17 protein-coding genes are annotated in these 17097 nt (G+C 69.9%); 3 read left to right on the top strand and 14 right to left on the bottom strand.

Annotated elements, in window-relative coordinates; genetic code table 11:
* Positions 1-518 precede the first annotated feature (518 nt).
* From BM109_RS37655 to BM109_RS37645, 3 genes are read left to right on the top strand one after another with little or no spacing between them, the layout of a single operon-like run.
* Positions 519-2549 (top strand): transglutaminase TgpA family protein, encoded by a 2031-nt coding sequence (locus BM109_RS37655; protein WP_093354790.1) that lies wholly within the window; start codon positions 519-521, stop codon positions 2547-2549.
* Between the two features lie 57 nt (positions 2550-2606).
* On the top strand, positions 2607-3797 hold the full coding sequence (mltB, locus tag BM109_RS37650; RefSeq protein WP_093354787.1) for a lytic murein transglycosylase B: 1191 nt from the start codon (positions 2607-2609) through the stop codon (positions 3795-3797).
* Between the two features lie 10 nt (positions 3798-3807).
* Positions 3808-4449, top strand: a complete 642-nt coding sequence (locus BM109_RS37645; RefSeq protein WP_177239562.1) for an HD domain-containing protein — start codon at positions 3808-3810, stop codon at positions 4447-4449.
* 16 nt (positions 4450-4465) lie between these two features.
* On the opposite strand, the gene BM109_RS37640 is transcribed toward BM109_RS37645, so the two are convergent.
* From BM109_RS37640 to BM109_RS37575, 14 genes are all read right to left on the bottom strand, one after another.
* Positions 4466-4957, bottom strand: coding sequence for a hypothetical protein (locus BM109_RS37640; protein ID WP_093354785.1), 492 nt, complete (start codon positions 4955-4957; stop codon positions 4466-4468).
* On the bottom strand, positions 4954-6042 hold the full coding sequence (locus BM109_RS37635; RefSeq protein ID WP_093354782.1) for a beta-ketoacyl synthase N-terminal-like domain-containing protein: 1089 nt from the start codon (positions 6040-6042) through the stop codon (positions 4954-4956). Before BM109_RS37635 ends, BM109_RS37640 begins: the two co-directional genes overlap by 4 nt.
* Positions 6043-6049: 7 nt before the next feature.
* A complete protein-coding gene (locus BM109_RS37630; RefSeq protein WP_057592243.1) occupies positions 6050-6322 on the bottom strand; it encodes an acyl carrier protein in 273 nt (90 codons plus the stop codon).
* Positions 6319-7476, bottom strand: a complete 1158-nt coding sequence (locus BM109_RS37625; RefSeq protein WP_093354780.1) for an ABC transporter permease — start codon at positions 7474-7476, stop codon at positions 6319-6321. The genes BM109_RS37630 and BM109_RS37625 overlap by 4 nt, the downstream gene beginning before the upstream one ends.
* Positions 7477-7482: 6 nt before the next feature.
* Complete coding sequence (locus BM109_RS37620; protein WP_093354777.1) at positions 7483-8391, bottom strand: ABC transporter ATP-binding protein; 909 nt, start codon at positions 8389-8391, stop codon at positions 7483-7485.
* A complete protein-coding gene (locus tag BM109_RS37615; protein WP_093354775.1) occupies positions 8391-9404 on the bottom strand; it encodes a BtrH-related acyltransferase DarH in 1014 nt (337 codons plus the stop codon). Before BM109_RS37615 ends, BM109_RS37620 begins: the two co-directional genes overlap by 1 nt.
* Positions 9401-9796, bottom strand: coding sequence for a DarG family dialkylresorcinol biosynthesis protein (locus BM109_RS37610; RefSeq protein ID WP_093354772.1), 396 nt, complete (start codon positions 9794-9796; stop codon positions 9401-9403). Before BM109_RS37610 ends, BM109_RS37615 begins: the two co-directional genes overlap by 4 nt.
* A 32-nt stretch (positions 9797-9828) precedes the next feature.
* Positions 9829-10971: a beta-ketoacyl-ACP synthase III gene (locus BM109_RS37605; protein WP_093354770.1), complete on the bottom strand. Its 1143-nt coding sequence runs from the start codon at positions 10969-10971 to the stop codon at positions 9829-9831.
* Positions 10961-11944, bottom strand: coding sequence for a dialkylrecorsinol condensing enzyme (locus BM109_RS37600; RefSeq protein WP_256223039.1), 984 nt, complete (start codon positions 11942-11944; stop codon positions 10961-10963). Before BM109_RS37600 ends, BM109_RS37605 begins: the two co-directional genes overlap by 11 nt.
* Positions 11945-12167: 223 nt before the next feature.
* Positions 12168-13898: an ABC transporter substrate-binding protein gene (locus BM109_RS37595; protein WP_093354765.1), complete on the bottom strand. Its 1731-nt coding sequence runs from the start codon at positions 13896-13898 to the stop codon at positions 12168-12170.
* Between the two features lie 101 nt (positions 13899-13999).
* Positions 14000-14308, bottom strand: coding sequence for a DUF2160 domain-containing protein (locus BM109_RS37590; protein ID WP_093354762.1), 309 nt, complete (start codon positions 14306-14308; stop codon positions 14000-14002).
* Positions 14309-14321: 13 nt separating this feature from the next.
* On the bottom strand, positions 14322-15134 hold the full coding sequence (locus BM109_RS37585; protein ID WP_093354760.1) for a carbohydrate ABC transporter permease: 813 nt from the start codon (positions 15132-15134) through the stop codon (positions 14322-14324).
* Positions 15131-16021 carry a carbohydrate ABC transporter permease gene (locus BM109_RS37580; protein ID WP_093354758.1) on the bottom strand — a complete coding sequence of 297 codons (891 nt, stop codon included), beginning with the start codon at positions 16019-16021 and terminating at the stop codon, positions 15131-15133. The genes BM109_RS37585 and BM109_RS37580 overlap by 4 nt, the downstream gene beginning before the upstream one ends.
* Complete coding sequence (locus BM109_RS37575) at positions 16018-17097, bottom strand: ABC transporter ATP-binding protein (protein WP_093354755.1); 1080 nt, start codon at positions 17095-17097, stop codon at positions 16018-16020. The genes BM109_RS37580 and BM109_RS37575 overlap by 4 nt, the downstream gene beginning before the upstream one ends.

Raw genomic sequence — 17097 nt, 5'->3', positions numbered from 1 at the left:
CTGTCTGTGTCCCTCCGCTTCGCTACGGGCAACCTGCGGTGCTCGGAGAAAGCGGGGGTCCGCAGAACTCGCTCCACTTCGTTGCGCTCAGACAGCTGCGGCCCTTATCCCGCTTTCTCCTGCGCTCCTCGGCACAGCCAGAGGGGATTAGGGTCAACGCGCCGTGGCGCGTCCTTGTGTGGGGTGCTGGGATGCGTAGGCCCTGGATCTTTCACCAAGGCCGAGCAACGCGAAGGCCGGTTGGGTCTTGGTGGCCGAGCGCAGCGACGGCCCGAACCACCCCTCTGGCTGCGCCGAGGAGCGCAGCGTTTCGCGGATAAGGGCTCGCAGCTGTTTGAGCGAAGCGAGTTCTGCGAGACCCCGCGAAACGCGAGCACCGCAGGTTGCCCGCAGCTTCGCTGCGGGTCGCAGACAGTGGGTCGCCTTTTCTTTGGTTACTTTCTTTTGGCGAAGCAAAAGAAAGTGACTCGCCCGCCGGGGCGAGACCCGGCCAACAGCCTTCATAAGAAACCAACCTCATGAAGAAGCTAACGATGGCGACATTGCCAAGAGACACAAGAGACACCCTCTTCCTCCTGGCAGTCATCGCCCTCATCATCCTCCCCCAGGTAGACCACCTCCCCTGGTGGTGCACCACCCTCACCACAGCAGTCCTGATCTGGCGCAGCACCCTCGCCGTCCAATCCAAACCCCTCCCCTCCCGCTGGTGGCGCATCGCCCTGCTCGTGGTGACGGTCGCCGCCACCTTCGCCACCCACCGCACCCTGCTGGGCCGCGACGCCGGCGTCACGCTGATCGTGATCCTGCTCGCACTCAAGACGCTCGAACTTCGCGCGCGCCGCGACGCCTTCGTCGTCTTCTTCCTGGGCTTCTTCGCGATGCTCACGAACTTCTTCTATTCGCAGTCGCTCGCCACCGCCATCACGATGCTGCTCGCGCTGCTGGGCCTGCTGACCGCGCTGGTCAACGCCCACATGCCGGTGGGCCGGCCGCCGCTCGCGCAGGCGGCGCGCACCGCGGGGTGGATGGCGCTCGCGGGCGCGCCGATCATGTTCGCGCTGTTCCTGCTGTTCCCGCGCTTCGCGCCGCTGTGGGGCACGCCCAGTGACGCGATGGCCGGACGCAGCGGGCTGTCGAACACGATGCGCGTGGGCACCATCGCAGAACTCGCGCTCGACGAGCGCGTGGCGGCACGCATCAAGTTCGACGGCAACCGCGCGCCGCCGCAGAGCCAGCTCTACTTCCGCGGCCCGGTGCTCGCGCAGTTCGACGGCCGCGAATGGACCGCGCTGCCGTCCTGGCGCCGCGGCGCGGCCGGCTCCGAATTGCGCACCAGCGGCGAGCCGCTGGGCTACGAGGTCACGCTCGAGCCCAGCAACCGTCCCTGGCTCCTCACCCTCGACGCCGCACCACGCGCGCCCGAGCTGCCGGGCTACGAGGTCACGGGCAGTTCGGACCTGCAATGGTTCGTGAACCGGCCGCTGTCGGACCTGGTGCGCTACCGCGCCCAGAGCTACACGCGCTTCGAGAGCGGCCCCGCGAACAGCGCGAACACGCTGCGCGCCTACCTCGCGCTGCCGCCAGCCTCGAACCCGCGCACCGCGGCGCTCGCGCGCGAGATGCTCGCCGACCCGGCGCTGGCCGGCGCCGCCACGCCCGCGCTGGTGCAGGCGGTGCTGCAGCGGCTGCGCACCGGCGGCTACAGCTACACGCTCGAGCCCGGTGTCTACGGCAACGACACCGCCGACGAGTTCTGGTTCGACCGCAAGGAGGGCTTCTGCGAGCACATCGCCTCGGCCTTCGTGGTGCTGATGCGCGGCATGAACGTGCCGGCGCGCATCGTCACCGGCTACCAGGGCGGCGAGCTCAACGGCATCGACGGCTACTGGGTGCTGCGCCAGAGCGATGCCCACGCCTGGGCCGAGGTCTGGGAGGCCGGCAAGGGCTGGGTGCGCGTCGATCCCACCGGCGCGGTGGCACCGGGACGGGTCGGCCAGTCGATGCGCCTCGTGCAGGCGCCGGGGCTGTTCGCGGGCGCCGTCATCGCGATGAGCCCGACCTTCGCGCAGAACCTGCGCGCGACCTGGGAGGCCGTCAACAACGGCTGGAACCAGTGGGTGCTCAACTACACGCAGAGCCGCCAGCTCGACCTGCTGAAGAACATCGGCTTCGAGGCGCCGAGCCTCGAGGACCTGGCCTACGTGCTGCTCTACCTGCTGGTGGGCGCGAGCCTGGCCGGCGCGCTCTGGACGCTGTGGGAACGCAGCCAGCACGATCCCTGGCTGCGCCTGCTCGGCCGTGCGCGCGCGCGGCTCGCGAAGGCCGGCCTCGCGGTGCCCGACACCGCGCCGCCGCGCCAGATGGCGGCGCTGGCCGAAGCCTTCTTCGGCATCGATGAAAGCGCGCCGCTGCGCGACTGGCTGCTGAAGCTCGAGGCCCAGCGCTATGCACCGGCCGGCCCCGGGACGCCGGCCGCGCTGCGCGCCGAGTTCTGCCGCCTGCCATGGCCCGCGCGCAAGGCCGGGCCTGCACTACTGCAGCCCGGCTGAACGCAACCACATGTGTCGCCCGCCGGCCCTCGCGCGGCCGGGCGGCACAATCGGCCGATGCGATCCTCTCTTTCCACGCGGCATCAGCCGGTCCGCGCCGCCGCCCTCGCCCTCTTCGCTGCCTGTGCCGCATGTGCCGCCGGGTTCGCCACGCAGGCCGCGGCCCAGTCCCGCGCGGTCAAGGCCGTGGTCGGCAGCACGCCCTACGCCACGCGCGACGACGCGATGCGCTTCGCCGACGAGGTCGCGGCGCGCCGGGGCCTGGACCGCCAATGGGTGCGCGCCACCATCGGCGGCGCGCGCTTCCTGCCCAACGTGCCGCGGCTGATGCTGCCGGGACCGGTGGGCACGGTGAAGAACTGGCAGGCCTACCGCAGCCGCTTCATCGATGCCACGCGCATCGCCGCGGGCGTGCGCTTCTGGCGCGCCAATGCCGACCTGCTGGCGCGCGCCGAGGCCACCTACGGCGTGCCGCCCGAGATCGTCGTGGGCATCGTGGGCGTGGAGACCATCTACGGCCGCAACATGGGCAACTTCCGCGTCATCGATGCGCTCGCCACGCTGGCCTTCGACTTCCCGCAGGGCCATCCGCGCGCGGCCGAGCGCCAGGCCTTCTTCCGCGGCGAGCTCGAGAGCTTCCTGAGCACCGAGAGCCGCACCGCCGACGACCCGATGGTGCCGCTGGGCAGCTACGCGGGCGCGATGGGCATGCCGCAGTTCATGCCGAGCAGCATCGCCAAGTACGCAGTGGACTTCGACGGCGACGGACGCATCGACCTGGTCAACAACACGGCCGACGTGATCGGCTCGGTGGCCAGCTACTTCAAGGCCTTCGGCTGGCAGCCGGGCATGCCCGCGATCTACCCGGTGCGCTTCGACGAGTCGCGGCTGCGCAAGGACATCCTGCTGGCGCCCGACATCCTGCCGAGCTTCAGCGCCGACAGCTTCGTGGCCGCGGGCGCGGTGCCCGACGGCGAGGGCCAGCGCCATCGCGGCCTGCTCGCGCTGATCGAACTGCAGAACGGCGCCAACGCCGCGCCGACCTACGTGGCGGGCACGCGCAACTTCTACGTGATCACGCGCTACAACTGGAGCAGCTACTACGCGATGTCGGTGCTCGACCTCGGCAACGAGATCAAGGCCGCGATGGGCTATGCGCCGGCGCCGCAGCCGGTGCTCGCGCCGGCGCCCGCACCGCTGCGCTCGCAGCCGAGGCTCGATGCGCAACCGATGCCGCTGCCGCAGTGAGGGCCACGCGATGACGCCCCTGTCGAGCGCGGCCCTGCGGGCGAACTGGCACGCCGCCTGGCGCGCGCTCGGCATCGCGCAACCCGGCACGCCCGAGCGCGATGCGCTGTGCGACGAGCTGCAGCGCCGCTACGCCGAGCCGCAGCGCCACTACCACACGCTGCAGCACCTCGGCGAATGCCTGGCCTGGTTCGAGCGCGAGCAGGCCGCCGCGCAGCGGCCCGGCGAAGTGGCGCTCGCGCTGTGGTTCCATGACGCAATCTACGACGTGCATGGGCACGACAACGAGGCACGCAGCGCCGCCTGGGCGCTCGAGGCGCTGCGCCGCTTCGAGGCCGGCGAGGACGCGGCGCAGCGCGTGCACGAACTCGTGATGGCCACGCGCCACGATGCCGTGCCCGAGGGCCGCGATGCCGAACTGCTGATCGACATCGACCTCTCGATCCTGGGCGCCGAGCGCGCGCGCTTCGATGAGTACGAGGAGCAGGTCGGGCGCGAATACGCCTTCGTGCCGCTCGAGATCCGCCTGCCGCGCCGGCGCGCGATCCTGCAACGCTTCCTCGACCGCGACGCGATCTACGCCACGCCGCGCATGCACGCCCTGCTCGAGGTCTGCGCGCGCGAGAACCTGCGCCGGTCGATCGCGGGCTGAGCGCGCCGCCGATATCTCAGGCCGGCAGCAGCCGCCACCATTCCGAGCGCATCGGCAAGGCGCCACCGGCCTCCTCGACCTGGCCCAGCAGCAGGCCATCGGCCCCCGCGCCATGCACCACCAGTCGCAGCAGTTGCGCCGCATCGCGGTTCAGCACGAAGCTGCCGTCGCCGCGCCAGCCCAGGCAGCGGCCGACCTCGGCCAGCGCCAGCGCGGGCTGGCTCTGCATGAAGGTGAAGGGCATGGTGAGCCCCGCATCGAGCTGCTCGAGCCCGGTGCAGGTCGCGGCCCAGGGCCCGCGCCGGCTGCCGACGCGCAGGCGTGCACCGGCCGGCAGCGCGGCCTCGCCGACCGCGTCGATGCAGCGCAGCGCGCCATGCATCGCGAGCTCGGTCCAGGTACCGACGCGGCGCGGCCGGTAGCCGAGCCGCTGCACCAGCTGCGCGTGCCAGTCGTCCGGTAGGGGATCGGCACCGACATGCGCGACGACGCGCCAGCCCTCGATCATGGCGCGCCCTCCCCCGCATCCTCGAGCACCAGCGCCGCATGGCCGCCGCCGAAGCCCAGCACGTTGAACAGCAGATGCCGCAGCCCGCGCGGCGCCGAGGCACTCAGCGCCAGGCCCAGCGCCGCGTCGGGCGCATGCGTCGCCACCGGCCAGGCGCCGTGCGCGATGCAGCCGGTCAGCAAGGCCAGCTCGGCCGCGCCCGAGGCGCCGAGCGTGTGGCCGATCGCGGTCTTGAACGACACCAGCGGCGGCAGCGGATCGAACAGCGCGCGCAGCGCCTGCGCCTCCACCGCGTCGTTGCCGGGGCTGCCCGCGGCCTGCACCTTGACAAGGCCGATGTCGCGCGGCCGCAGCCCGGCCTGCGCGAGCGCGGCCTCGCACACGGCGCGCACCGCGCCCGCCTCGTTGCCCGCGGGGTTGCTGCCGTCGACCCTGTTCGCGCCGCCCGCGATGCGCCAGCGCGCGGGCCGCGTGCGCAGCTGCAGCGCTGCGAAGGCCTCGCCGAGCACCAGCCCGTCGCGGCCGGCGCCGAAGGGCCGCGCGCCATCGGGCGACAGCAGCTGCATCGCGCCGAAGCCCGCCACGGTGAAGCGGTTGTCGGGCTCGGCGCCGAGCACCAGCGCCTCCTCGGCCCCGCCGCCGCGCAGCAAGTCCGAGGCCGCGAGGATCGCATTGAGCGCCGAGGTACAGGCCGTCGACACGGTGAAGACCGGGCCGCGCCAGGCGAGCGCGCCGGCCACGATCTCGGCGAAGTCGAGCAGGTCGCCACCGAGCCGGCGGTCGTCCTTCTCGTGCTCCATGTGGCCGATGTCGAGCGAGGACGAGGCGACGAACAGCGGCGCGTCGCGCGACACCGCGCCGCCCGCGCGATCGGCCTGCGCCACCACCGCGCGCGCGCGCCGGCGCACGCGTTCGTCCCAACCGCCATCGCTCGCCGACAACTGGTAGACGGGCCATTGCGCCTGCGTCGACACGGCCACCGGCACGGGACGCACGCCGCCCGCGCGCAAGGTGGCGAGCGCCGCGTCCAGGTCGTCGCCCAGCGCGCAGGCCAGTCCCACGCCGCCGAGGTACACCGCCCTCATCGCGCGGTCATGCCTTCTGCTCGCGCAGCAGGTGCTCGGCCAGGTGCGCGACCGAGCTCAGCGCGCGGCGCGTCTCCTTGCTGTCGGGCATGCGCACGCCGAAGGCCTGCTGGATCGCCATCGACACCTGCAGCGCATCGAGCGAGTCGAGGTCCAGCCGCGCCTCGGGGCCGAACAGGGCCTCGTCGTCCGACAGGCCGCCGGGCGGCGGCTCCTTCTCGACGGCCTCGAGCACCAGCGTCTTGAGCCGGGCGATGAATTCGGGAGTGACGGGGTTCATGGCGTGCGCCTGCGAAAGAGAAAGACCGCGAGCACGAACATGGCGGCCGCGAACACCACGAGCCGGCCCACCTGCGGCAGCGTGTCGGCCACGCCGCCGCCGCGCAGCAGCACGGTCAGCAGCGCTTCGAGGCCCCAGTTCATCGGCGAGAGCTCGACCAGCCGCTGCATGAAGCCCGGCATCACGAACTTGGGCACCATGATTCCGCCCGCGGCCGCCATCAGCACGTTGACCATCGGCCCGATGGTGGCGGCCTGCGCATGGCTGCGCACCGCGCAGGCCAGCGCCAGCGAGAGGCTCACGGCCGCCAGGCTCACCGCGCCCAGCGCGACCAGCAGCGCGCCCCAATCGATGCCCGCGAGCGAGAGCGCGTCGCCGCCGATCAGCGGCATCAGCCAGATGCCCGCGGCCAGCATCAGCGCGGCCTGCACCGCATTCACCGCGAGATAGGGCAAGGCCTTCGAGGCCAGCAGCATGGCGCGCGAGACGCCCAGGCTCTGCAGCCGGCCCAGCGCGCCCGAGCCGCGCTCCTGCACCAGCAGGCTCGAGAGCGAGGCCACCACGAAGAACATGCCGAACACCAGCCAGGCCGGCACGTTCTGCTGCACCGAGGTCGGCCGCGGCCCGCTGCTCGCGAAGCGCTCGGCCTGCACCAGCGCCTGGATCGAGGCGCCCTGCGCCGGCCCCGCGGTGCCCGGCACCTGCAGCGCGAGCCGCGCCTTGAGCTCGCCCGAGGCGCCGACCAGCTCGGCGCGCAGCGCGTTGTGCAGGTTGCTGTCGATGCCGGGCTCGGTCAGCAGCTGGACGTAGGGGCGCGTCGAGAGCGCCACCGATTCGAGCTCGTCCGACAACCCCGGCTGCAGCACGATCACGTACTTGAGCTCGCCGCGGCGCAGCCGCGCCTGCCAGTCGGCGCCCAGCGGCTCGGGCGCGCCGTGGGCCTTGCGCCACAGCTGCAGCAGCCACTGCGCGGGCGTGCCGTTGTCGCGCACGTCGACCGCATAGTTCAGCGCGGCCAGCGGCGGGCGGTAGATGTCCTTGAGCGTCAGCGACATCAGCACGATGAAGATCATCGGCATCAGGAACAGCGCGGCCAGGCCGTGCATGTCGCGCCGCAGCGCGAGCAGTTCCTTCTTGATCAGGGCCCCGAGCATCGGTCGTCAGTCCCGCAGCGAACGGTGGGTGAGCGCCATGAACAGCTGCTCGAGGTCGTGGCGGCCGAACTCGGCATGGCGCACCTCGATGCCCGCGGCCTCGAGCGCGGCCAGCACCGGGGCCGGGCCGGTGCCCGGATGCAGGTGGATGCGCCAGTGCACGCCGCCCTGCTCCACCGTGCCGAAGCGCGAAAGCATCCGCGCGTCGAGCCCGTCGGCGGCCAGCGTGAGCAGCATCGCGTTCTTCGACAGCAGCTCCTCGAGCGACCCCTCGCGCAGCACCCGGCCATGGTCGAGGATCGCCACGCGGTCGGCGATGGCCTCGATCTCCTCCATGTAGTGCGAGGCGTAGATCACCGCCGCGCCCGCGCGCGCCAGGCCCTTGATGGCGTCGAGCACGAAGGCGCGCGACTGCGGATCGACGCCGACGGTGGGCTCGTCGAACAGCATCAGCTCGGGCTCGGGCAAGAGTGCGATCGCGAGGTTGAGCCGGCGCTTGAGGCCGCCCGACAGCCGCTCGGCGCGCGTGCCCGCGAAGGCCTCGAGCTGCGCGAACGCGAGGCAGGCCGCGATGCGCTCGCGCTGGCGCGCGCCCGCGAGCCGGCCCGCGGCGGCGAAGCAGGCCAGGTTCTCGGCCACGGTGAGCATCGGGTAGAAGGCATGGTCCTGCGGCGCCACCGCGATGCGCGTGGGCGCCTGCGCGCGCACCTGCGCGAGCGGCACGCCATCGATGCGGATCTGGCCCGACTGCACCGCGAGCGCGCCCGACAGATGCGAGATCAGCGTGGTCTTGCCCGCGCCGTTGGGCCCGAGCAGGCCGAGCACGCAACCGCGCGGCACGGCCAGCGACACCGCGTCGAGCGCGTTCGCCTGGGCGTGCGGGTAGCGGTGGCTCAGCCCCTGCAGTTCGAGCATCAGGACACGGCGGCCTTGAGGTCGCGGAAGAAGCTTTGCTCGCGCTGCGCCTGCTCGCGCAGCAGCGCCGCGAGCTTCGCCGGATCGACCGCCTCGCGCCCCTTGACCATGCGCGCCGCCTTGAGCGCGAAGGCGCGCCAATCGTCGCCGATGGCCGTGAGGCGGTCGGACATCTGCAGCAGCTGCGGCTTGCCGAGCAGCGCGGCCGCCTCCTGCAGGAAGGCCGCGTAGATGAAGCGGAAGCCGGCACCGCCGGTGCCGATCTCCTCCTGCATGCGCACCAGGTGGCCGATGAAGGCCACGGTGCGCGGATCGGCGGGCGCGAGCTTCGCGATGCGGCCGGCCAGGGTGCGCATGCCGCGCACGCCGACGATGGGCACCGGCGCGAGCATGTTGCGCACCGTCTTCAGGATCGCCTTGCGCACCGCGCCCGCGTCGACCGCCTTGCGCTCGATCGCCTGCGGGTAGTACATGAGCCCCTTGGGCGCGAGCACGCCCTTGGCGAAGCGCGCGCGCGCCAGGTCGGCGCTGGCGCAGCGCACCGGCTGCTCGAACACCGGGTCGCTGATCAGGTAGTCGTCGCCCTCCTTGCCGTAGACCAGCAGGTTGTGCGCGTTGAAATGGAAGCGCATGTTGGGCGGGAAATACGGCAGCCAGTAGACCGAGGTCTGCAGACCCACGAGGTGGCCGTCGGCGAGCAGCGCGTCGAGCCGGCGCTGGCCGTCCTCGGGGCTTCTGAAGGTCTCGAAGCGAAAGCGCGCGGCCATCGGCGCGAGCAGGCCCTTGATCATCGCGCGCGGCGGCATGCGGTAGGAGATCAGCGGCAGGCCCGAGAGCTTGATGAACGGCAGGTAGGCGAACGAGAGGCCCGAGGACAGGCCCAGCGCCATGCTCTCGGTCATCGCGGGCACGCCGTGGTGGCGCATCAGGCTCGAGATCACGCCGCTCTCGCAGTGGGCGGCCTGGCTGTGGCGGAAGCCGGCTTCGGCAACCGGTGCGGCGATGGCATTCATGGCAGTTCCTTGAGCGCGGCGACGGACAGGCCCAGCGCCTGCGCATAGCGCGCGAGCTGGTCCCCGGAGAGCGCCGCGAAGTGCCGCGGCTGCAGGTGGCGCCGCACGCGCCATTGCCAGAAGCCGCTGGTCTGCGACAGCAGCGCCACGTCCATGCGGCGGTCGTACATCCAGTATTCGAGCGGCGAGGCCAGGCCCTGCGCCACGCGCTCGCGCGCGGCCGCGGCCTGCGTCACCAGCGCGTCGACCGCGTGGGTGGTGACGATCTCCTCGGCCTCCCAGCCGCGCGAGGTGGTCGTGACCACGCGGCCCTGCGCATCGCGCGCGTACATCAGCTTGGCGTGGCCCGCGAGCGTGGCATTGCCTTCCTGGGGAACTGCGTCGAGGTCCATGTCAGCGTCTCTCCTTCGCCATCGGCTTCGTGTCAGACGGCTTCGAGGTAGATGAAACCGCTCGAGAAGCGGCCGCTCTCGGGCACGAACATCAGCAGCTTGTGGCCGGGCCGGATGCGGCCCGAGCGGAACAGCTCGTCGAGCATGATGTAGGGCGAGGCGGAACCGGTGTTGCCCTTGCTGACCAGGTTGCTGAACCAGCGCTCGCGCGGAATCGCGAAGCCCATCTGTTCGAGGCAGCGCGCCACCGGTTCCACGAAGTAGCTCGACGACAGATGCGGCAGGAACCAGTCCACGTCATCGGGCCGCAGGCCGCGCTTCTCGACGATGGCCGCGAGCGGCTCGCCGAGCGTGGCGCGCACGATGTTCTCGTTGAGCAGCCGCACGTCCTGCTTGATCGCGAAGGTGGAGTCGCGGTGCCAGTCGCGCGGCGCGGTGCGGGCCCAGCCGGTGAGGCTGCCGTCGGCATTGCGGTCGGCGCCGGCATACATGCACACCGGCAGCTCGTGCGCGGCCGACGAGAGATCGATCCATTCGACCTTGAGCGACAGCGGGCCGCGCGGCGCGCGCTCCAGCAGCACGGCGCCCGCGCCATCGGACAGCATCCAGCGCAGGAAATCCTTCTCGAACGCGATCTCGGGATTCGTCTCGAGCAGGTCGATGCGGTGCTCGATCTCGGCCTCGAAGCGCGAGCCGCGCATCAGCGGCGAGGCCAGCTCCGAGCCGGTGGCCACGGCGCGCTCGGCATCGCCCGCGCGCACCGAGAGCCAGGCGTGCTTGAGGGCGGTGGCGCCGGCCAGGCAGATGCCCGCGCAGGCCACCACCTCGAGCCGCGGCCAGCCGAGCTCGCCGTGCACCATCACCGCGTGGTTGGGCATCAGCTGGTCGGGCATCGAGGTGCCGGTGACGAGGCAGTCGATGCGCCCCAGCTCCTCGGGCGTACCCAGGTTGCGGATCGCCGCGGCGGTGAGCTCGGCATTGCTCATGGCCTGCAGCCCGGTCGCGCGGTCGATCGCGTAGTGGCGCGACTGGATGCCGTTGCTGCGCAGGATCAGGCGTCGCGCACGCGACACCCGATCGCCGACGCGGCCCAGGACTTCTTCGATGTCTTCGTTGCTGACCGGAGCAAAAGGCAGGAAGGCGGCGGTACGGGTCAGGAAGACATCAGTCGTCATAGAGATGGGAACGGTCCGTGGCCGAGCCGGAGGGCCACTCGAAATGGGCGGTCATTCTAGTCAGCCACCCTCGCAGCAGAGGGCGCAGCAGCGCCTGCAGCGTGAGGCTCACCGGGACCACGGTGACGATCAGCGCGAGCAGGAACAGCACGTACAGCACCAGCAGCGGCTTGCGCTGCCAGGCCCCGGGACCGCCGGCGGCCATCAGCAGCTTGCCCCAGAGGAAGAAGCTGCGCGTGCCGGCCTTCTCGCTGACCAGCAGCCGCGCGTTGGCGTTGACCGCGCCCAGGCCCGCGAGCAGCGGCGCGGTGCCGCGCTCGAGCCCCTGGTGCAGCGCATCGCGCAGCGCGCGGCCGAAGCGCACGGTGCGCGCGATCTGGCCCGGCTCGAGGCCCGCGTCGGGCATGCCCCAGAAGCCGCGCTTGCGGCCCCAGACCAGCCAGGCCGGGGTGGTGAAGAAGGTCGCGAGCGTGGGGCCCGGATCGGTCAGCACCACGTTGTCGATCAGCCGCGCGTCGATGGCGGCCAGCAGGCCCTTGAGCTTCTCGTGCGCGAGGTGCCACATGTTGCGGCAGGCGATCACCGTGACCACGGGCTTGCCCTCGAGCAGGCGCGCCGCCACCGGGTGCTTGAGGAAGGCCGTGATCGGCTGCGAGGGCGCGAGGAACCACACCTGGTAGGGCAGGATCACGAGGTCGAAGTCCTCCTCGCCCGTGAGCGCCAGCGGCTGCAGCGCGGGCGGCTTCATGTGCGCGGTCTCGGGGAAGGCGTCGAAGAAGCGGATGAAGCCCCAGGGGAACGGAAAGGGCCGCACCGGCCGCAGCGTCTCCACGTGCACCGCGATCGCCGGGTCGTCGCGCAGCGGCGCCACGATCCGCTCGGCGACGCTGCCGAGCTGGCCGGTCTGCGAATAGTGGATCACGAGCACGCGCTTGGCGATGGGGGGCGCGGCGGCCTCGGAAGGGCTGGACAAGCTGGAATTCACGGGTGGGCGGTTCGAAGGGCCGTCGAATGTACGCGATGCCCCGGCATCGCGCATCTGCCATAGGTCATGCATCGAAAGGATGCGGCCCACCGGCGACGCGCGGCGTACGAGGACTCGTAGGTCCCGGGGCCGCATGCCTGGCGCGCATGCAAAAAAGGGGCCGCGCCTCGCGGCGCGGCCCCTGCGGGCAGGGTTCGGGCGATCGTCCCGATCAGCGAACCTTGCCTTCCTTCCAGGCCGTCAGCAGCTTGTTGTAGTCGATGGTCTCGCCCTTGGGCTTCTCGTTGGCCAGCTTCTTCCACGGCGCGTGGTCGTCGCTCAGGTACTTGGCCGGGTCGCCCTTGGGATTGAGCTTGGGCGCGCACTTGGCCATGCCGGCGCGCTCGAGGCGGGCCATCACGTTGTCCATCTCGTCGGCCAGGTTGTCCATCGCCTTCTGCGGGGTCTTCTCGCCGGTCACGGCCTCGGCCACGTTCTTCCACCACAGCTGCGCGAGCTTCGGATAGTCGGGCACGTTGGTGCCGGTCGGGGTCCAGGCCACGCGCGCCGGGCTGCGGTAGAACTCGATCAGGCCGCCGTACTTGTTGGCGTTCTGGGTGAAGTAGTCCGAGCGGATGTCGCTGTCGCGGATGAAGGTCAGGCCGGTGATCGACTTCTTCAACGAGGTGGTCTTGGCGGTGATGAACTGCGCGTAGAGCCAGGCCGCGGCCGTCTTGTTGGCGTCGTGGCCCTTGAAGAAGGTCCACGAGCCCACGTCCTGGTAGCCGTTCTGCATGCCCTGCTTCCAGTACGGGCCGTTCGGGCCGGGGGCCATGCGCCACTTGGGCGAGCCGTCCTCGTTGACCACCGGCAGGCCCTTCTTGGTCATGTCGGCGGTGAAGGCCGTGTACCAGAAGATCTGCTGCGCGATCTGGCCCTGCGCCGGCACCGGACCGGATTCGCCGAAGGTCATGCCCATGGCTTCCTTGGGCGCGTACTTCTTCATCCAGTCGATGTACTTGGTGAGCGCGTAGACGGCGGCCGGCGAATTGGTCGCACCGCCGCGCGAAACGGAGGCACCGGTCGGCGTGCACTTGTCGGCCGCCACGCGGATGCCCCATTCGTCGATCGGCATGCCGTTCGGGATGCCCTTGTCGGCCGCGCCGGCCATCGACAGCCAGGCATCGGTGAAGCGCCAGCCCAGCGACGGGTCCTTCTTGCCGTAGTCCATGTGGCCGTAGATCGGCTTGCCGTCGATGGTCTTCACGTCGGTGCTGAAGAACTCGGCGATGTCCTCGTAAGCGCTCCAGTTCAGCGGCACGCCCAGGTCGTAGCCGTACTTGGCCTTGAACTTGTCCTGCAGGTCCTTTCGCGCGAACAGGTCGGCGCGGAACCAGTAGAGGTTGGCGAACTGCTGATCGGGCAGCTGGTAGAGCTGGCCATCGGGCGCGGTCGTGAAGCTGGTGCCGATGAAGTCCTTGAGGTCGAGGCCGGGGTTGGTGAACTCCTTGCCGGCGCCGCCCATGTACTCGGTCAGCGACATGATCTTGCCGTAGCGGTAGTGGGTGCCGATCAGGTCGGAGTCGGAGACCCAGCCGTCGTAGATCGACTTGCCCGACTGCATCGAGGTCTGCAGCTTCTCGACCACGTCGCCTTCCTGGATCAGGTCGTGCTTGACCTTGATGCCGGTGATCTCCTCGAAGGCCTTGGCCAGCGTCTTCGATTCGTATTCATGGGTGGTCAGCGTTTCGGAAACGACCGACACCTCCTTCACGCCCTTGGCCTGCAGCTTCTTCGCGGCCTCGATGAACCACTTCATTTCCTCCATCTGCTTGTCCTTGGACAAGGTCGAAGGCTGGAACTCGCTGTCGATCCATTTCTTGGCTTCGGCCTCCCCGGCCGACGCACCGTGCGCGGCGAACATCGCAGCCGCCAACGCCAACGCTGTGTAGCGCATCTTCATGAACGTGTCTCCTCGGTTGATTGCTTCCCCGGCTTTGTCGATCGCGGCTCCGGGGAGGCGGAGAGCCGGATTCGTTGTGGAAAGAAGAAGGCGTGCCGCGTTCAGCCCTTGCGCAGGATCAGCGCGAGCAGCGCCATCGACAGCACGAAGCTGATCCAGACCGAGGGCTCGGCCTCGAGGCTGAACCAGGCCTGGAACTTGTCGGCCAGGCCGACGAAGGCCAGGTTGACGTAGGCCGCCGACAGCAGGCCGATGAACAGCCGGTCGCCGCGCGTGGTGGCGATCGGCAGCCAGCCGCGGCGCAGCGTGGTCGGCGACTTGAGCTCCCACACCGTCATGCCGGCCAGCATGAGCACGATGCAGATGAAGAAAACGGCCACCGGGGTGGTCCAGACCATCCAGTCGAACATCTCTGTTGTCTCCTCAGACGCGGCCCATCGCAAAGCCTTTTGCGATGTAGTGGCGCACGAACCAGATCACGATCGCGCCCGGCACGATGGTCAGCACGCCGGCCGCCGCCAGGGTCGCCCAGTCCATGCCCGAGGCGCTCACGGTGCGCGTCATCGTCGCCACGATCGGCTTGGCGTTCACGCTCGTGAGCGTGCGCGCCAGCAGCAGCTCGACCCAGCTGAACATGAAGCAGAAGAAGGCCGCCACGCCCACGCCGGCCTTGATCAGCGGCAGGAAGATGGTGAGGAAGAAACGCGGGAACGAGTAGCCGTCGATGTAGGCCGTCTCGTCGATCTCGCGCGGTATGCCGCTCATGAAGCCTTCGAGGATCCAGACCGCGAGCGGCACGTTGAACAGCAGGTGCGCGAGCGCCACGCCCAGGTGCGTGTCCATCAGGCCGACCGTGCTGTAGAGCTGGAAGAACGGCAGCAGGAACACCGCGGGCGGCGTCATGCGGTTCGTGAGCAGCCAGAAGAACACGTGCTTGTCGCCGAGGAACGAATAGCGCGAGAAGGCATAGGCCGCCGGCAGCGCCACGGTCAGCGAGATCACGGTGTTGATCGCTACGTAGATCAGGCTGTTGATGTAGCCCGAGTACCAGGACTCGTCGGTGAAGATGCGCGCGTAGTTGGCCCAGGTGAGCTGCTGCGGGAAGAAAGAGAAGCTCGAGAGGATCTCCTCGTTCGTCTTGAAGCTCATGTTGATCATCCAGTAGATGGGCAACAGCGCGAACAGGATGTACAGCACCAGGAAGATGCTGCGCTTGTGGAATCTCTTCTCGCTCATCGCTCGACCTCCGCTTCCTGCGTACCCACCCGCTGCATCCAGTTGTAGAGCACGAAGCACAGCAGCAGGATGATGAGGAAATAGATCAGCGAGAACGCCGCCGCCGGCCCCAGGTCGAACTGGCCCACGGCCTTCTGCGTCAGGTACTGGCTCAGGAAGGTGGTGGCATTGCCCGGCCCGCCGCCCGTCAGCACGAAGGGCTCGGTGTAGATCATGAAGCTGTCCATGAAGCGCAGCAGCACCGCGATCATCAGCACGCCGCGCATCTTGGGCAGCTGGATGTAGCGGAACACCGCGAACTTGCTGGCGCCGTCGATGCGCGCGGCCTGGTAGTAGGCGTCGGGGATCGAGCGCAGGCCGGCATAGCACAGCAGCGCAACCAGCGGCGTCCAGTGCCACACGTCCATCACCAGCACCGTGAGCCAGGCGTCGGTGGCGCTGCCGGTGTAGTTGTAGTCCACGCCGAGCTTCTGCAGCGCGTGGCCCAGCAGGCCGATGTCGGCGCGGCCGTAGATCTGCCAGATGGTGCCGACCACGTTCCACGGAATCAGCAGCGAGAGCGCCACCACCACCAGCACGGCCGAGGACTTCCAGCCCTTGGCCGGCATCGACAGCGCGAGCGCGATGCCCAGCGGGATCTCGACCAGCAGCACCGCGAGCGAGAAGCCGAGCTGGCGCCACAGCGCCTGGTGCAGCTCGTCGTCGCGCATCACGGCGGCGAACCATTCGGTGCCGACGAAGACGCGGCGCTCGGGCGAGATGATGTCCTGCACCGAGTAGTTCACCACCGTCATCAGCGGCACGATGGCCGAGAAGGCGACGCAGATCAGCACCGGCAGCACGAGCCACCAGGCCTTCTGGTTGATGGGCTTGTTGGTGGCGTTCATGCGACCAGCTCCTCGTCCTTGTAGTAGCAGGTGTGCGCGTCCAGCACGCGCAGCCACACCGTGTCGCCCACCGCGGGCGGCTGCTCGTCGGGATGCAGGCGCACCTTGAGCGGGCTGCCGTCGCCGCCCTCGGTACGGGCGCTCACCATCGTGTAGGTGCCGACGTCCTGCACCTGCGCCACCGTCGCGGGCACGGCACCGCCGGCACCGGCCGGGGCCAGCCGCAGGTACTCGGGGCGGATGCCGATCTTGAGCTCGCCCGCCGGCAGTTCGCGCGTGGGCACCAGCGGCGTGCCCGCCACCTCGATGGTGCCGTGGGCGCTCTTCGCGGCGAGGAAGTTCATGCCCGGCGAGCCGATGAAGTGGCCGACGAAGGTGTGGGCCGGGCGTTCGAACAGCGCGTCGGCGCTGCCCACCTGCACCGCCTTGCCGCGCGTCATCACCACCACCTCCTCGGCGAAGGTCAGCGCCTCCACCTGGTCGTGCGTGACGTAGATCAGCGTGAGCTTGAGTTCGCGGTGGATCTGCTTGAGCTTGCGCCGCAGCTGCCACTTGAGGTGCGGGTCGATCACGGTCAGCGGCTCGTCGAACAGCACCGCCGAGACGTCGCTGCGCACCAGGCCGCGGCCCAGCGAGATCTTCTGCTTGGCATCGGCCGCGAGGCCCGCGGCGCGCTGGTTGAGCTGGCCGCTCATGTCGAGCATCTCGGCGATCTCGCCGACGCGTTTCTTGATCTGGTCGGCCGGCATCTTGCGGTTGCGCAGCGGGAACGCGAGGTTCTCGGCCACGGTCATCGTGTCGTAGATCACCGGGAACTGGAACACCTGCGCGATGTTGCGTTCCTGCGGCGTGGCCTGCGTCACGTCGCGGCCGTCGAACTTGACCGTGCCCTGCGACGGCACGAGCAGGCCCGAGACGATGTTGAGCATGGTGGTCTTGCCGCAGCCCGAGGGGCCGAGCAAGGCATAGGCGCCGCCGTCGCGAAAGCTCATCTTGAGCGGCAGCAGCGCATAGTCGCTGTCCTGCGTCGGGTTCGGGCGGTAGGCGTGGGCCAGGTCGAGGTCGATGCGGGCCAT

The sequence above is a fragment of the Variovorax sp. PDC80 genome (genome assembly GCF_900115375.1).
Lineage (GTDB): Bacteria > Pseudomonadota > Gammaproteobacteria > Burkholderiales > Burkholderiaceae_C > Variovorax.
This window is presented reverse-complemented; position numbering and strand designations above follow the sequence as displayed.

What these genes read in the sequence shown, in the direction of transcription:
- BM109_RS37655 (WP_093354790.1), top strand. Translation starts at nt 519, where the DNA reads ATGAAGAAGCTAACGATGGCGACATTGCCAAGAGACACAAGAGACACC.
- mltB (WP_093354787.1), top strand. Translation starts at nt 2,607, where the DNA reads ATGCGATCCTCTCTTTCCACGCGGCATCAGCCGGTCCGCGCCGCCGCC.
- BM109_RS37645 (WP_177239562.1), top strand. Translation starts at nt 3,808, where the DNA reads ATGACGCCCCTGTCGAGCGCGGCCCTGCGGGCGAACTGGCACGCCGCC.
- BM109_RS37640 (WP_093354785.1), bottom strand. Translation starts at nt 4,957, where the DNA reads ATGATCGAGGGCTGGCGCGTCGTCGCGCATGTCGGTGCCGATCCCCTA.
- BM109_RS37635 (WP_093354782.1), bottom strand. Translation starts at nt 6,042, where the DNA reads ATGAGGGCGGTGTACCTCGGCGGCGTGGGACTGGCCTGCGCGCTGGGC.
- BM109_RS37630 (WP_057592243.1), bottom strand. Translation starts at nt 6,322, where the DNA reads ATGAACCCCGTCACTCCCGAATTCATCGCCCGGCTCAAGACGCTGGTG.
- BM109_RS37625 (WP_093354780.1), bottom strand. Translation starts at nt 7,476, where the DNA reads ATGCTCGGGGCCCTGATCAAGAAGGAACTGCTCGCGCTGCGGCGCGAC.
- BM109_RS37620 (WP_093354777.1), bottom strand. Translation starts at nt 8,391, where the DNA reads ATGCTCGAACTGCAGGGGCTGAGCCACCGCTACCCGCACGCCCAGGCG.
- BM109_RS37615 (WP_093354775.1), bottom strand. Translation starts at nt 9,404, where the DNA reads ATGAATGCCATCGCCGCACCGGTTGCCGAAGCCGGCTTCCGCCACAGC.
- BM109_RS37610 (WP_093354772.1), bottom strand. Translation starts at nt 9,796, where the DNA reads ATGGACCTCGACGCAGTTCCCCAGGAAGGCAATGCCACGCTCGCGGGC.
- BM109_RS37605 (WP_093354770.1), bottom strand. Translation starts at nt 10,971, where the DNA reads ATGACGACTGATGTCTTCCTGACCCGTACCGCCGCCTTCCTGCCTTTT.
- BM109_RS37595 (WP_093354765.1), bottom strand. Translation starts at nt 13,898, where the DNA reads ATGAAGATGCGCTACACAGCGTTGGCGTTGGCGGCTGCGATGTTCGCC.
- BM109_RS37590 (WP_093354762.1), bottom strand. Translation starts at nt 14,308, where the DNA reads ATGTTCGACTGGATGGTCTGGACCACCCCGGTGGCCGTTTTCTTCATC.
- BM109_RS37585 (WP_093354760.1), bottom strand. Translation starts at nt 15,134, where the DNA reads ATGAGCGAGAAGAGATTCCACAAGCGCAGCATCTTCCTGGTGCTGTAC.
- BM109_RS37580 (WP_093354758.1), bottom strand. Translation starts at nt 16,021, where the DNA reads ATGAACGCCACCAACAAGCCCATCAACCAGAAGGCCTGGTGGCTCGTG.
- BM109_RS37575 (WP_093354755.1), bottom strand. Translation starts at nt 17,097, where the DNA reads ATGGCCCGCATCGACCTCGACCTGGCCCACGCCTACCGCCCGAACCCG.